The following is a 13803-nucleotide window of genomic DNA, read 5'->3' on the forward strand; positions in this document are numbered from 1 at the left end:
CATGGTAGTGGTTCTGGGAATGGCAATACTAGGAGCTATCCTTGGGGCGCTGACAGCGCGTAAACGCAACGGCACCGGCGCGGATATCGCGCAGTATGCGGCCGGTTACGGTATTGCCTTTGCTCTGGTCGGCCTTGTGCTTTCCCTCATTCTTGTGCGTCTGGTGGTCTGAATCATGTTCCTGCCCTTTTTTGAGAACCTCCGCAAAGCCGGCATTCCCGTATCGCTGCGTGAGTATCTGACCTTTCTGGAAGGCATGAAAAAGGGTCTGGCCACCTATGACGTCGAAGCGTTCTACTATCTCGCCCGCGTGTCGATGGTGAAGGACGAGCGCAACATCGACAAATTCGACCAAGCCTTTGCCGCCAGCTTCAAAGGGCTTGAGGAGATCAGCTTTGAGCAGGTGTTGGACGCAGTAGACATCCCTGCGGAATGGTTGGCCAAAATGGCCGAAAAGCACCTGTCGGATGAAGAAAAAGCCGAGATTGAAGCCCTTGGTGGATTCGACAAACTGATGGAGACCCTGCGCGAGCGTCTCAAGGATCAGGAAGGCCGCCACCAAGGTGGGAACAAGTGGATCGGAACCGCCGGGACATCGCCTTTCGGGGCATATGGGTACAACCCCGAGGGGGTGCGTATCGGCCAGAAGGAAAGCCGTCACCAGCGCGCGGTCAAGGTCTGGGACAAGCGTGAATTCAAGAACTTGGACGACACAGTTGAACTGGGTACGCGCAACATCAAAGTTGCCCTAAAGCGCCTGCGTCGCTGGGCACGCGAAGGCGCAGCGGATGAATTGGATCTGGACGGCACCATCCGCGCCACGGCCGAACATGGCTATCTGGACGTCAAAACCCGACCCGAGCGTCACAACGCAGTCAAGGTACTGCTGTTTCTGGACGTGGGTGGATCAATGGACCCGCATATCAAGGTGGTCGAAGAACTGTTCTCGGCCGCGCGGACCGAGTTCAAGCATCTGGAATATTACTACTTTCACAATTGCCTGTACGAAGGCGTCTGGCGCGACAACCACCGCCGCTGGGATCAGCAGACCCCTACCCATGAGGTTCTGCGAACCTACGGACCAGACTACAAATGTATTTTCGTTGGGGACGCCTCGATGAGCCCCTATGAAATCGCCTATCCCGGCGGGGCCAACGAGCACTGGAACCAGGAGGCCGGTCAGGTCTGGCTTCAACGCGCAAGGGATCAATGGGCCTCGAACCTGTGGATCAATCCGGTTCCTGAAAAATACTGGGAGTACACCCACTCGATCAGCATGATCCGTGAGATATTCGAGGATCGAATGGTGCCAATGACATTGGCTGGGCTGGAACAGGGAATGCGCGAATTGACGCGATAGGTCCAAGATGGACATTCGCCAAAACTATTTGTTGCCAATTTAGAAACAAAAACTGCCCCGACGACTCATTGCGCACGCACTTTAGCGCCACCCGAAACACCCCCCTTAAAATCCGCCGGGATTCTTGAATCCGTGGTATATTGAGAGGTGGTTTAAGCTGGGGGGCTATAATGACCAAGTTTCGTTTCCGTTCATTTCTTACGACCATTGTCGCTTCTGCTTCGCTCATCCTGACGTCAGGGGCGGCTGCCACATTTGTACTTGCCCCAGACGCAGCTTTTGCCAAGGGCGACAAAGGAAAAGGCGAAGGCAGAGGGCGCGGGAAAGGCGGCGGGAACGGGAAGGCCGGAAAAGGCAATAAAAACAGTAAGGCAGGCGAATACGGCAAGGGCGGAAAAAAGGGCAAAAAGAACAACTCAAAGCAGGTTTTGTTCGTAAAGCACGACGGCTCTAGCAAAATCAAAGGTAAAAGTGGCAAGGCCCGCAAGGCTTCTCTCTCCGACTTTGGGCGTGAGTTCAAAAGGGACGTTGAGGAGCTGTTCGGAAAGCGTTCGAGTTCAAGATCGAATCGTACTTCGCCGTCGGTCAAAAAAGCCTATCGGCAAGCCTCGATAGACCCGATTGAACAGTCTCCGCGTCCTGTGGCACGGTCAAACGGCACCTATACCTGGCATCAAGATGATGATGACTGGAAATCTAAGCGTCGGCACAAGCGTGATCCACTTGTTGCGGCAATCACGGACCCTGATGGCTCGGACAAGCTGAGAAACCTCAACGCCTCGAACGCTGCCGCGCCTGCCTTCCGAAACGCTTCGCCAAACAGCAATGTCGGAAAGATCGCGACCTATCAGGCCGAAGCAGCCGAATATTACGATCTGCGCGCCGACCTATACGAAGCGCGACGCGACCTGCGTGACCACAATCAAGGATATGACGGACGTTCAAGCAGCGAGATCGCCGATGACATAGCCGCGCTTGATCCAAATGACTCGGACTATGACAAGAAGCTGGATGAGCTGGAAACCGAACTACGCGAAGCCGAATTGCACGAGGAGACTCGCGAGGATCTGCAGCAGGATGTCAAAGACCTGTCTTACGAAACCAAGGATGCCTTGGCCGAAGCAGAATCCGCCTTCTTCGAGGCATCAAAAGGGCGCACATTGACCCGCAGCGCGTTGGGCGAGTTTCACGACAATCTTGATCTGCCGCAACCAAAGGATCGCCATCAGGACGACTTGACGATTCAGCCAGTGCCCTATGACCCTGATTATCATCGCTATTCCGACGACCACGAATATTTCGTAAAAGATGCCGCCTACACTTTGCGCTACGACGACGTCGAATACCCGAATGGCAAGGGCTGGAACCGATACAAGCGTGATCCGCTTGTCGCGGCAATCACGGACCCTTACGGCTCGGACAAGTTGCGCAACCTGAACGCCTCGAACGCGGCGGCTCCTGCGTTGCAGAACGCAGCGCCCAACAGCAACGTCGGCAAGATTGCGTCCTACCAGCTTGAGGCGTCCGAGTATTACGAGCTGCGTGCCGAGCTATACGAGACCCGGCGCAACTTGCGGACTTTGAACGAAAATTACGACGGTCGCAGCAGCGACGAGATAACGGATGACATTGCCGATCTGGACCTCGACGATCCGGAGTATGACAACAAGCTGGACACCCTGGAGCGAGAGTTGCTTGAAGCGGAGGCATATGAGGAAATTCGCGACAATCTGCGTGCTGATGTCAAAGACCTGCGGGTGGATACATTGGTCGCCCAGAAAGAGGCCGAGTACGCGTTTTTCCAAGCGTCCAAGGGCGAGGTGCTAACCAAAGACACACTTTCCGACCTGCATGACAATCTAGAGCTGCCCTCGCCCGTCGAGTGATCGGACACACGGCGTTGGTCCCAGACCGGCAAAGCGGAAAGTTGTGACTTGTCTAGTCCGCGCGCGCGGCCCATATCTTTGGCATGCTTCGTCTGGTTCCAATATTGCTGGCAATCGCCTATGCCGTTGTCATGTATCGAATTTCCGTCTGGCGCACCCATCGGGAACTGGACGCCAAGTCAACCGAACTGGCCGACCCCGCGCTAAAACGCATGACGGATCGGCTTGCGGCTGCGCTCGGGATCGCCCGCGTGCCGGTCTATATCTACGAGATCGACCCAGTGAACGGGCTTGCCGCCCCGGACGGGCGGATTTTCATAACGCGCGGGTTCTACCGAAAATTCAGCAATGGTGAGGTTTCTGCCGAAGAAATGGCCAGTGTGATTGCGCATGAGCTCGGCCATGTTGCGCTAGGCCATGCCCGGCGGCGCATGATAGATTTCTCGGGGCAGAATGCGCTTCGGGCGGCGCTGATGATGTTGCTGAACCGTTTCATCCCATTCATTGGTGCCTGGATCGCAAACATGCTCACCCATCTTCTGGCCTCGCGTCTGTCGCGTGGGGATGAGTATGAGGCCGATGAATATGCCGCTGCACTGTTGACCAAGGCCGGGATCGGGATCGGGCCGCAAAAGTCCTTGTTCCACAAGCTTGAAGACCTGACGCAACAGCGCGCAGGTGTGACCCCGGCCTGGCTGATGAGTCATCCCAAGACCGATGAGCGTATTGCGGCGCTGGAGGTGCTTGAACAGCGTTGGGGCGCGGGTGGATAAGCTGAATCTCGACCTAGCTTGCGAGCGCTTTGCCCAGACGCGGTAGCCGGGCTTTTTTCATCAGCGCCCGGAGGTTCCATTGGTCGCCCGACAGACGGTTGGCTTCGCCTAACACTCTGTCAGCGAGCTCGGCCATATCAACCGGATTTTCCAGCCAGAACCCGTGAAGTAGCGCGTCGGGGTCGCGGCGCTCAAGCCCTTCTTCGGAAAGGATATTCTTTGGGAAGTCCTTGGCGTTCACGGTAACAATGACATCCGCGGACGAGGAAACAGCCGTTGCCAGAACGTGAATGTCCGCCGGGTCGGGAAGCCATAGCCGCTGCGCCAACCCTGGGTTCGCTGTGTGTTCGGCTTTTGGCCAGTTTGCCTGTGTCAAAGCGATTTCAGCGCGGGCTTGCGCCTCACCTTCCGGGCCGAGTTTACGAGCCGCGCGCGCCCATTCTTCGAGGATGCGTCCAGACCAGACCGGCGTGAAATAACCAAGTTTGGCTGCCCCCAGCAGCATCTCTCGCATCACCGTCGGGTAGATGACGCAGGTATCAAGAACGGCCTTCACAGACGATAGAACACGGCTTTGAGGTATCCGCTTTCGGCCAGTTGTGGCAGTTGCGGATGATCGGGTCCGGCGAACCCGGTATGGATAAGCTGCGCCTGTCGTCCAGCCCGACCAATTCCACGAGAGGAAGCATCACGGAACCGGCCAAGGTCGGCCGCGTGCGAGCAGGAACAGAGGCCAAGATAGCCGCCCGCTTTTACCAGCGGTGCAGCCAGACGTGCCACACGCTCATACGCGCGCAGTCCCGCATCCAGCGCCTGTTTTGACGGGGCAAAGGCCGGTGGATCACAGATGACGACGTCGAATTGGGCACCCTCCTGCCCCAGTTGTGTCAGAACATCGAAGGCGTCGCCTTGCCGGGTCTCGAACCTGCCGTCAAATCCCGATGACTGAGCACCCTTGGCGGCCAGCTCCAGAGCGGCGGCAGAGCCATCGACGGACAGCGCGCGCCCCGCACCCCCGGCCAGCATCGCAAGGCCAAACCCACCAACGTGGCTGAAGACATCCAACACCTGCGCTTCGGGTTGCACCAAACGCGCGGCAAACGCGTGGTTTGGGCGCTGATCGTAGAAAAGACCGGTCTTCTGCCCGCCGGTCAGGTCGGCCATGTAGGTCGCGCCGTTCATTGGAACCGGCAGCGGGGCATCGGGGGCCGCGCCGCGCAATGTCAGGTTGGCATCATCCAGCCCCTCCAGACCGCGCGTCCGGCCCGAAGCATTTTTCAGAACGACCGAAACGCCCGTCACAGAGACCAGAGCATCGGTCAGGGTCTCAAGGTGTTTTTCCGCCCAGGCCGCATTTGGCTGAACAACGCAGGCGTCGCCGAAACGGTCGATGATCACACCGGGGAAACCGTCAGCTTCGGCATGGATCAGGCGATAATACGGCGCGTCGAACAGCCTTTCGCGCATCTCAAGCGCGCGGCGCAGACGGGTCTCGAACCAATCAAAGTCCAGCGTGGCCTCTAGATCGCGATCCAGAACACGGCACATGATCTTGGAGTTCGGGTTCACCGCGACCAGCGCAATGGGCGAACGCTTGTCATCCTCGAGAACCGCAAGAGCACCGGCCTCGATCTTGCGCGTCCGGCGGTCGGTCACAATGTCATTTGCATAGACCCAAGGGAAACCATGGCGCAGCCCGCGTGCGTTGGCTTTGGGTTTGAGGCGAATTCGGGGACGATCGGCGGATTGGGTCATGGCGCCCTCTTAGTGCCGATTGTCCGCAGGGAAAAGCCCTAGCGCGAGCGCGAGCGCCATCCGCCGCGTCTTTTGGGGGTTTGGGCGGCCTGCAAGCCTTCGGCCAGAACCTGCGTCATCGGATGATCCGCCGCCTGCGCGGAATAGATGGCATGCAAGTCGGTCAGCGCCTGTATCTGGTCCCGGTCCGCAGGCAGGCTAAGCGCCCAGTCCAGAAATATGGTGCGACATTCCGGCAAAGAGATGCCCTCGATGCGATAGGCTTCGCGGATAAGGCCTTTGTGGTCATTCGGGTCGTCACTGCGCGCCATTGCCATCCTCCTTGACCACGCTGCCGATGATTTCGGCCGCGCTTGAATAACTCTGCTGCAACGCGGCCTGTAGCTGTTCGACCCGATCAAACCCGGTAGCCCGGCACAGGAAATCAGACCCGCCCTGCCCGATTTTGTCCGCGTCGATCACTTTACCAGACAGCAGCCGCGCTGCACATTGCACGGACCAGCATAGATCGTAGCACTCTTTGAGCGTTTGCGCCTGCGCGACGTCCAAGAGCCCGGCAGCGACCGCGCCGTCCAGCCCCGCGTGAACATCGTGTTTGATCTCGCCGGACAACAACGCGCCAGTTTCGGCCATCAACTCAATATCCATCATGCGCCCTGCCCCGTTCTTGGCGTCCCAAATGCCCAAAGGGGATTTCGCAGCGGCCAAGCGGGTGCGCATTTCAGCCACCTCTTTCAAAACCTGCGCATGATCTCGGGGGCGAGACAGGAATTCTGCGCGAAACGCCTCGATATCTGCGGCCAGTCCCGGATCACCGGCCACGACCCCGGCACGGGTCAAGGCAAGATGCTCCCAAACCCAGGCTTCGTTTTGCTGATAATTGGTGAAACTGGCCCAACTTGTCGCTACGGGACCCTGATTACCAGAGGGACGCAGACGCATGTCGACCTCATACAACCTGCCCTGAGACATGGGCGCAGACAGCGCTGTGATCAGTGCCTGCGTGAACCGGGCGTAGTACGTCCGGGTCGCCAGAGGTCGCGGGCCGTCAGACATGTCCTGATCCAGCGGGTCGTAGATCAGAATGATATCCAGATCGGATTGCGAGTTGATCCTGCCAGCACCAAGCGACCCCATGCCCAGCACGGTAGCCCCGCGTCCGGGTGCAGGTCCGTGTTTCCGGGCGAACTGGTCTTCCACGCACGGCAGGATCGCGGCGATCACAGCCCCGGCCAGCTCTGCATATTGGCGTCCGGCCTGTGCCCCGTCGATCAATCCACGCAGGTGATGCACACCAATCCGAAAGTGCCACTCTTTGCACCAGCGCCGCGCAAGGTCCAACTGGCTTTCATAGTCGCTTTCCTGCGCCAGCGCTTGCTCGAGATCGGCCTGCAGAGCGGACCGCCCCGGCCACTCATCAAAGAAGCTGCCCCCAATCACCGCATCAAACACCGAGGAATTGCGCGACAGGTGCGCCGCCAGCGCATGTGAGGTTCCGACAATGTCGATCAACAGGTCAATCAGGTGAGGGTTGGCTTCAAACAACGAAAAAAGCTGCACACCCGCAGGCAAGCCCGACAGGAACCCATCCAGCGCCAACAGCGCCTCATCCGGTTTGGCGGTTTTCGACAGACGCGAAAGAAGCTCGGGCTTGAGCCGTTCAAAAATGCGCGCGCCCCGCTGCGATCGCAACGCCGGATAGGTGGGCCAACGGGCCAGAACGCTTTGGTCAAACCCGACCTCTCCGGCAGGTTTCGGCGTTGACGAGCCGGGCGCAAAGAACCCTTCGGTCAGCTCGTGCACTTCGGTCAGACGGCGGGTCAGGTCCGATGTCAGCTCGGCGCTGTCGATCCCCATGAGGCAGGCGACGCGTTCGATCCCGTCGGGCGATTGAGGCACCTTGTGGGTCTGGGCGTCGTGGATCATCTGAATCCGATGCTCGACCTCACGATGTGCGCGATAATGGCCGGTCAACTTTTCCGCCACATCCTGCGGAACCCAGCCCTTATCGGCCAAGGCTGCCAGCCCGGGCACCGTGCCACGAACCCGCAGGTCGGGGTCGCGCCCTCCGGCGATCAACTGGCGGGTCTGTGTAAAGAACTCGATCTCACGAATCCCACCCTGCCCCAGCTTCATGTCATGGCCGGGTATGGTCAGGGCGCCACCTGTGCCTTTGTTCTCGCGGATACGCAGGCGCATGTCATGGGCGTCCTGAATGGCGGCAAAATCCAGATGCCGCCGCCAGACGAACGGGCGCAGCGTGTCCAGAAAACGCTGCCCAGCCTCAATGTCCCCGGCGCAGGGCCGCGCCTTGATATAGGCTGCGCGTTCCCATGTGCGGCCAAGGCTTTCATAGTACCGTTCAGCCGCCTCAGCCGCCATGCATACTGGGGTCACCCCCGGATCGGGACGCAGGCGCAGATCGGTGCGAAAGACATAGCCATCAGCCGTCTTGTCGCTTAGCGTCGCGCAGAAATTCCGCGTGGCCCGGACCATTCCGTGGCGCGCGTCATAGAAATCGTCCGGATCGAATCTGGTTTCATCGAACAGCACGATCAGGTCGATATCCGAGCTATAGTTCAGCTCGTGCGCGCCCATCTTCCCCATGGCCAGAATGATCATCCCGGCAGCGGTTTCGACGTCATCCTCGGTCATACCCGGCAATTTGCCGCGCCGGATCAGCGCGGCAATTTCCGCCTTGGCCGCAATATCTGCCGCCAGCGCACCAAAATCCGTCAGGGACGCGGTAACTTTCTCCAGCGGCCACGCACCGGCCAGATCAGCCAGCGCAGTCAGAAGCGCCATTCGCCGCTTGGCCTGACGCAGCCCGGGCTTCAACTTATCGGCAGGTAGACCGCGTGCGTCCTGCATCACATCCGCCAAAGCCTGATCGGGCTGGGCCAGAGCCTGCGCAAGCCAATCCCTTTCTTGCTCGATAAGACCTTTCAAATAGGGGCTCGACCCTGCGGCCCCGGCGATAAGCTCACCAGCTTCAGGCGCAACATCGGTGACAAGCGCGCGCGCTTCCGCCCCTAGCGACGGATCGAAAGGCCGCGGCATTCGTTGGATGGCGAGTGGTCCTGACATTACCCCTCCGGCGGAACGACAACATTGGGGGTTCAAGCCCCAATTAAGAGATGGCGTGATTTCAATGTCTTGCGCAAGTGGAAACTGTTCACCGCCTGAACCTTGGTCACACGGCGACCACTCTAAATGTAAATCTTTTTCACATTCACCCCTTGCAACCCGCAACATCCCCCCCATCTAGATGATGTGAACGCAATTTACATTAACCCGGAGATCCCAAATGACCGCACTGTCCGACCACGCCGTCCCTGAAAATCCGGGATGGCTCTACCGCGCCGAAGCCTGGCTTGATGACAAGGGAAAAGGGGCTTGGATCGCTGCAATTGTCCTTGGTTTCATCTTCTTCTGGCCCGTGGGCCTGGCACTTCTGGCCTATATGATCTGGAGCAAACGCATGTTCAGCAAATCCTGCAGCCGCCGCAAAACCTGGCACAGCCACATGAGCGCCATGAAGCCCTCGGGCAACAGCGCCTTTGACGCGTACAAGGCCGACACCCTGGCCCGCCTGGAACGCGAACAACAGGATTTTGAAGCGTTCCTGCGCCGCCTGCGCGAAGCCAAGGACAAGGCCGAGTTTGATCAGTTCATGGACGAACGCGCCCGCGAAAACAGCGATCAGACCGAAAACGGCGAAAACGCCTGAACCGGACTTGCCCTGCCCCGCCTGATCGGGACAGGGTAAACCCACACAACAACTTGGAATTCCCTACATGACCCACCTGCCTGACCCTGACCGCCAACCGGAGTTCTATCAGTCCGTGGCGATCAAACGCTTTGTCGCGTGGCTGTTTGACATCGCCTTTGTCTCGCTGCTCTGCACGGTTGCGATCTTTCTGACACTGGGCATGGGCCTGTTTATTCTTGCCCTGATCTACGCGGTCGTCAGCTTTGTCTATCGCGTGGTGACCATCGCAAACGGCTCGGCCACTTTGGGCATGCGTTTCATGGGCATAGAACTGCGCGATTCCTTCGGTGCCCGCATGGACACCGGCAAAGCCGTGGCCCACACTGCGGGCTATTTCGTCAGCATGGCCTTTCCCGTCCTACAGATCATCTCGGTCATCATGATGCTGACCAGCGCACGATGCCAGGGACTGACGGACGCGTTCCTTGGAACGGTCATGATCAACCAGCGCGCGTAATAATTATCCAACCGCTTGAATCACTTGGCGGTACCGGGATCGGTTGTTATCATCCGTCTCAGGAAACCTGGAACATTCATGCGACACACGCTGCCGATAGCGCCACAATTCTATGTGACGGCCCCACAACCCTGCCCTTATCTTGAGGGCAGGATGGAGCGTAAGTTGTTCACCGCCCTGCAAGGCGAAGGCGCAGACCAGCTCAACAATTCGCTGTCGCAGCAAGGGTTCCGTCGATCCCAGAACGTACTCTACCGCCCATCCTGTGCCGACTGCGCGGCCTGTCTGTCTGCCCGGATAAACGTGTCCGAGTTTCGCATCAGCAAAAGCCAGAAACGCGCCATCAAGCGTAACACCTACCTGCAGCGCAAGGCGAACTCGCCTTGGGCAACGGATGAACAATACGAGCTGTTCCGCCGGTATCTCGACACACGCCACGCGGATGGCGGCATGGCCGATATGGATGTTTTTGAATTTGCCGCGATGATCGAGGAAACTCCGATCCGCAGCCGGGTCGTGGAATACGCAGACCCGGCCACCGGTGACCTGATAGCTGTAAGCTTGACGGACGTCTTGGATGACGGGCTCAGCATGGTCTATTCCTTTTATGACCCGTACCAGCCGCAAAGCTCGTTGGGGACCTACATGATCCTCGATCACATCGACATCGCACGCGAAGCTGGCCTGCCTTATGTCTACCTGGGGTACTGGGTGCCAGGCAGCCCCAAAATGGGATACAAGGCCCGCTTCTCGGGGCTCGAAGCCTACGTACAAGGCGAATGGGTTGGCGTGGGCAATCCGTCCGAATTGACGGACTCCAGTCATCACCCCCTTTCCACTGCCCCCATTGCCGAGCAGGTGGCCAATATCCAACTGCCGGATCGCCACCCGACCAAGGGCTGAGGCAACATGCGCCAAAGCCTTCACGCGGTGACGCTGGTCGTCCCGGACTATGACACAGCCATCGCATTCTACTCGGAATCACTGAAGTTCACCGTATTACAGGACGTTGATCTGGGCGCTGGAAAACGGTGGGTGCGCATCGCACCGCCAGGATCAAAACAAGGATCACTGCTACTTGCCCGCGCAGACAGCCCAGAACAGTCCGCGGCGATCGGCAACCAGACCGGCGGGCGCGTAGGCTTCTTCCTGGAAACCGATGACTTTCATCGCGACCACGCCGAAATGACGGCCGCAGGTGTTCACTTCGAGGAAGCCCCCCGACACGAGCCCTACGGAACAGTCGCAGTCTGGCGCGACCCGTTCGGAAACCGCTGGGACCTGATCCAATTCACCTGATCCGTATCTTCATCTGGCCAAAAATATCCCGGGGATGAATTGGCCGCAGGCCAAGAAGGGGCTGGCCCCTTCCCACAACACCAAAGCAAAGTGGGCCAACAGGCCCCCTTTTCAGTTTCACTGTATCACACCAAAAGATCAGTTCGGGATCAGGTCCGGAACGATTGTCACAATCGACGGGAAGAACCACAAGATCGCGATTCCGACCACCTGGATCAGCACGAAAGGAATGATCCCGCGATAGATATGACCCGTCGTGACCTCCTTCGGCGCAACCCCCCTCAGATAGAACAAGGCAAACCCGAACGGTGGCGTCAGGAACGAGGTCTGCAGGTTCACCGCAACCATGATCGTGACCCATTTCGGATCAAACGACCCCCCATAGATCACCGGCCCAACGATTGGGATCACGATGTAGATGATCTCGAGGAAATCCAGCACGAACCCAAGGATGAACAAGACCAGCATCACGATCAGGAAGACCGTGAACTCGTTGTCAAAACTCTTGAGGAACTGCTGGATGTAATGCTCCCCTCCAAACGAGATCACCACAAGGTTCAACAATTGCGAGCCGATCAGGATGGTGAACACCATCGAGGTCACCTTGGCGGTTTCCCGAACCACCGGCGTCAGAACGCCGCTGGTAAACAGGACCCAGCACCCATAGATCAGGCCGAACAGGGCAAACAGGTAAGCGCCATAGGCGATGATGAAGGCAATCCAGGTTTCCACCGTCACGCCGCCCTGATTGATGCGCAGGTCAAAGTTGACCCCCATCAGCAGGGCGATCATCACGGCAAATGTCGACCAGATGATCACCTTACCGGACCGTCCCTGATCCTGCAGTTTGCGGTAGGCCGCCAGCATGATCGCACCACCGGCCCCCAGCGCAGCCGCCGGAGTCGGGTTCGTCACGCCACCCAGGATCGAGCCGAGAACCGCGATGATCAGAACCAGCGGTGGGAACACCACGCGGATCAGATCATTGGTCGCACACCGTGCCGCAGCTTCCTTACAGCCATACATGGCCAGCGCAAACGGCGCTGCCAACCGCAGGAAGGTTGCCCCGGACGAGGTTGTCGGCGCGATCAGAAGCACATCCACCAGCAGCATCAGCAACAGGCCGATGGCCCCCACGATCAGGGGTTGCGTGGACTGAGACGGCGCAATGCCGCGCCCCATGACCAGCGTCAGCCCCAGCAGAACAACCATCACGGCGACACCGGTTCCAATCGGGGCAGCCGCTGCGATCTTGGCTTCCTGAGCGGCGGCCAGTTCCTCTTCGGTCAACCGCGTGGCTTCGCTGGTTCCACCTGCGGCGTCGATGGCCTCCTGCTCGGCCACGGCCTGATCCCAGGCGGACTGACCATGCAGGTCGATCATCGAGGCTTTACATTCCTCAGACACGTTGGTGCGCAACGAGGCCCCTTCGCCAATGTCTGAGAACGCCGAAACGCTGATATTCTGGCTGCCGATGACACCGGCACTGCTCAGCATTATCGCACCCACGATCAGGCCGACCGGAGCAGCCAGCAACCAGGTCAGACCTTCCGCGCGGGTAATCACCTCACCACTGCCACCCGACAATTCAACGGCCGGAGCTTTCTCGGGGTTCAGCAACGCATATCCGAACGCATAGAGCGCATATAGCAAGGCCAGCATGATCCCCGGCAGCAGCGCCGCCTGGAACAATGTGCCAACCGAAACCACCGCAGGCTCACCCAGATAGGTCAGCGCGTCGGTACAGCCCGCTTCAACCGCGCGCGTTTCCTGAGCGGTTGAATACAGATCCCCCGCCAGCGTCCCCAACAGAACGATCACGATCGAGGGCGGGATGATCTGCCCCAACGTACCCGAGGCCGCGATAACACCTGTCGCCAGTTCCGGCGAATAGTTGTTCCGCAACATCGTCGGCAGCGCCAGCAGACCCATGGTCACCACAGTGGCCCCCACGATCCCGGTCGAGGCCGCAAGGAACGCGCCCACCACAACAATCGACACGGCCAGACCACCCGGCAGCGGTCCGAACACGCGCGCCATTGTCGTCAGCAGGTCGTTTGCAATCTTTGAACGTTCCAGCGTGATACCCATCAGGACGAACATCAGAACGGCCAGCAGAGTCTCAATCGACTGCCCCGCCAGAACACGTTCATTCATGCGGTTCACGATGAATGAGACGTTGCGGTCAAGAGCCGTTTCCCAGCCCGATACAAAGACCGGCTCGGCTATGCGCGGTAAGTCCGGGTATCGGAAGACCGATATCACATCTGGCTTGATCCCAGAATTCACCACGTCCCTATAGGCTTGTGAGCTGGTATCGATCGCCTGATGTATCAGCAGCCCGGCACTGTCCAGCGCCGCGATGATCCCGAATGAGATGATCCCCGCCCCACCGATGGCAAAGGCCACCGGAAAGCCGGACAGAATGCCTCCGAAAAGGCAGAAGAACACGATAATGAGGCCTATCTCGACGCCATCAAGTCCGAATAACATAGTCTGGG

13 protein-coding genes are annotated in these 13803 nt (G+C 58.8%); 8 read left to right on the top strand and 5 right to left on the bottom strand.

Annotation, left to right across the window (positions count from 1 at the left end; translation table 11 throughout):
- Window position 1 precedes the first annotated feature (1 nt).
- The 4 genes from ACR0B7_RS01315 (at window position 2) to ACR0B7_RS01330 (ending at window position 4019) form a co-directional block, all read left to right on the top strand.
- Window positions 2-172: a hypothetical protein gene (locus tag ACR0B7_RS01315; protein WP_170382820.1), complete on the top strand. Its 171-nt coding sequence runs from the start codon at window positions 2-4 to the stop codon at window positions 170-172.
- A gap of 3 nt (window positions 173-175) precedes the next feature.
- On the top strand, window positions 176-1360 hold the full coding sequence (locus ACR0B7_RS01320) for a vWA domain-containing protein (RefSeq protein ID WP_170481417.1): 1185 nt from the start codon (window positions 176-178) through the stop codon (window positions 1358-1360).
- Window positions 1361-1530: 170 nt separating this feature from the next.
- Entirely contained in the window at window positions 1531-3246 is a 1716-nt protein-coding gene (locus ACR0B7_RS01325) for a hypothetical protein (RefSeq protein ID WP_170576623.1), read from the top strand.
- Between the two features lie 83 nt (window positions 3247-3329).
- Entirely contained in the window at window positions 3330-4019 is a 690-nt protein-coding gene (locus tag ACR0B7_RS01330) for a M48 family metallopeptidase (protein ID WP_170481411.1), read from the top strand.
- Between the two features lie 13 nt (window positions 4020-4032).
- Here the strand turns inward: ACR0B7_RS01330 and ACR0B7_RS01335 are convergent, their stop codons facing one another.
- Genes ACR0B7_RS01335 through ACR0B7_RS01350 form a run of 4 tightly spaced genes read right to left on the bottom strand, consistent with a single transcriptional unit; the run spans window position 4033 to window position 8861 of the window.
- Window positions 4033-4575 (bottom strand): RSP_2648 family PIN domain-containing protein, encoded by a 543-nt coding sequence (locus tag ACR0B7_RS01335; RefSeq protein WP_170481408.1) that lies wholly within the window; start codon window positions 4573-4575, stop codon window positions 4033-4035.
- A complete protein-coding gene (locus ACR0B7_RS01340; RefSeq protein ID WP_170481404.1) occupies window positions 4572-5774 on the bottom strand; it encodes an RSP_2647 family RNA methyltransferase in 1203 nt (400 codons plus the stop codon). Before ACR0B7_RS01340 ends, ACR0B7_RS01335 begins: the two co-directional genes overlap by 4 nt.
- A gap of 38 nt (window positions 5775-5812) precedes the next feature.
- The gene (locus tag ACR0B7_RS01345) at window positions 5813-6085 is read right to left on the bottom strand and encodes a hypothetical protein (protein ID WP_170481401.1); all 273 of its coding nucleotides are present in this window, start codon (window positions 6083-6085) and stop codon (window positions 5813-5815) included.
- A complete protein-coding gene (locus tag ACR0B7_RS01350) occupies window positions 6072-8861 on the bottom strand; it encodes a [protein-PII] uridylyltransferase family protein (RefSeq protein ID WP_170481396.1) in 2790 nt (929 codons plus the stop codon). Before ACR0B7_RS01350 ends, ACR0B7_RS01345 begins: the two co-directional genes overlap by 14 nt.
- 220 nt (window positions 8862-9081) lie before the next feature.
- Between ACR0B7_RS01350 and ACR0B7_RS01355 the strand changes: the two genes are divergently transcribed.
- The 4 genes from ACR0B7_RS01355 to ACR0B7_RS01370 all read left to right on the top strand — a co-directional run bounded on the left by ACR0B7_RS01355 (window position 9082) and on the right by ACR0B7_RS01370 (window position 11302).
- Window positions 9082-9504 (top strand): DUF2852 domain-containing protein, encoded by a 423-nt coding sequence (locus tag ACR0B7_RS01355; protein ID WP_170382805.1) that lies wholly within the window; start codon window positions 9082-9084, stop codon window positions 9502-9504.
- Between the two features lie 67 nt (window positions 9505-9571).
- The gene (locus tag ACR0B7_RS01360) at window positions 9572-10003 is read left to right on the top strand and encodes an RDD family protein (RefSeq protein WP_170382803.1); all 432 of its coding nucleotides are present in this window, start codon (window positions 9572-9574) and stop codon (window positions 10001-10003) included.
- Window positions 10004-10081: 78 nt separating this feature from the next.
- Window positions 10082-10906 (top strand): arginyltransferase, encoded by an 825-nt coding sequence (locus ACR0B7_RS01365; protein WP_170569636.1) that lies wholly within the window; start codon window positions 10082-10084, stop codon window positions 10904-10906.
- Window positions 10907-10912: 6 nt separating this feature from the next.
- Window positions 10913-11302: a VOC family protein gene (locus tag ACR0B7_RS01370; protein ID WP_170481387.1), complete on the top strand. Its 390-nt coding sequence runs from the start codon at window positions 10913-10915 to the stop codon at window positions 11300-11302.
- A 138-nt stretch (window positions 11303-11440) separates the two neighbouring features.
- On the opposite strand, the gene ACR0B7_RS01375 is transcribed toward ACR0B7_RS01370, so the two are convergent.
- Window positions 11441-13795 (bottom strand): TRAP transporter large permease subunit, encoded by a 2355-nt coding sequence (locus ACR0B7_RS01375; RefSeq protein WP_170481384.1) that lies wholly within the window; start codon window positions 13793-13795, stop codon window positions 11441-11443.
- Window positions 13796-13803: the final 8 nt, after the last annotated feature.

This window comes from Ruegeria sp. BB6 (assembly GCF_056539385.1).

Excerpts from the sequence above, each read along its gene's own strand:
- ACR0B7_RS01370 (WP_170481387.1), top strand. The coding sequence starts at position 10,913 with ATGCGCCAAAGCCTTCACGCGGTGACGCTGGTCGTCCCGGACTATGAC.
- ACR0B7_RS01375 (WP_170481384.1), bottom strand. The coding sequence starts at position 13,795 with ATGTTATTCGGACTTGATGGCGTCGAGATAGGCCTCATTATCGTGTTC.
- ACR0B7_RS01350 (WP_170481396.1), bottom strand. The coding sequence starts at position 8,861 with ATGTCAGGACCACTCGCCATCCAACGAATGCCGCGGCCTTTCGATCCG.
- ACR0B7_RS01315 (WP_170382820.1), top strand. The coding sequence starts at position 2 with ATGGTAGTGGTTCTGGGAATGGCAATACTAGGAGCTATCCTTGGGGCG.
- ACR0B7_RS01340 (WP_170481404.1), bottom strand. The coding sequence starts at position 5,774 with ATGACCCAATCCGCCGATCGTCCCCGAATTCGCCTCAAACCCAAAGCC.
- ACR0B7_RS01345 (WP_170481401.1), bottom strand. The coding sequence starts at position 6,085 with ATGGCGCGCAGTGACGACCCGAATGACCACAAAGGCCTTATCCGCGAA.
- ACR0B7_RS01355 (WP_170382805.1), top strand. The coding sequence starts at position 9,082 with ATGACCGCACTGTCCGACCACGCCGTCCCTGAAAATCCGGGATGGCTC.
- ACR0B7_RS01365 (WP_170569636.1), top strand. The coding sequence starts at position 10,082 with ATGCGACACACGCTGCCGATAGCGCCACAATTCTATGTGACGGCCCCA.
- ACR0B7_RS01330 (WP_170481411.1), top strand. The coding sequence starts at position 3,330 with ATGCTTCGTCTGGTTCCAATATTGCTGGCAATCGCCTATGCCGTTGTC.
- ACR0B7_RS01360 (WP_170382803.1), top strand. The coding sequence starts at position 9,572 with ATGACCCACCTGCCTGACCCTGACCGCCAACCGGAGTTCTATCAGTCC.
- ACR0B7_RS01325 (WP_170576623.1), top strand. The coding sequence starts at position 1,531 with ATGACCAAGTTTCGTTTCCGTTCATTTCTTACGACCATTGTCGCTTCT.
- ACR0B7_RS01320 (WP_170481417.1), top strand. The coding sequence starts at position 176 with ATGTTCCTGCCCTTTTTTGAGAACCTCCGCAAAGCCGGCATTCCCGTA.